Raw genomic sequence first — 316 nt, forward strand, 5'->3', positions numbered from 1 at the left:
CACCGGGCCTCCCGTCCGTCCCGGTGCGGGTGCACCCCGCCGTCACCCAGACGAGGACCGGTCTCGCTGATCAGGTTCGCAGCGCGCTCTTCGGAGGACCGCAGCCGCCGTTCGGTACATTCGGGTGGAGCACGAGGAGCACCATGAGCGAGACCCTGGTCATCATCCCGACCTACGACGAAGCCGAGAACGTCCGGCCCATCGTCGAACGCACGCTGGCCGCGACGGACGACACGGTGCACGTGCTCGTCGTCGACGACAACTCACCCGACGGCACCGGCGACATCGCGGACGTCATCGCGACCGAGACCGACCG

1 protein-coding gene is annotated in these 316 nt (G+C 69.0%); it reads left to right on the top strand.

What is annotated here, in order from left to right:
- Nucleotides 1–143: 143 nt before the first annotated feature.
- Nucleotides 144–316: glycosyltransferase (locus H489_RS0118235; RefSeq protein ID WP_031259132.1), on the top strand; the 173-nt coding region annotated here is incomplete at its 3' end.

Source organism: Curtobacterium flaccumfaciens UCD-AKU, from assembly GCF_000349565.1.
GTDB classification, from domain to species: Bacteria; Actinomycetota; Actinomycetes; order Actinomycetales; family Microbacteriaceae; genus Curtobacterium; species Curtobacterium poinsettiae.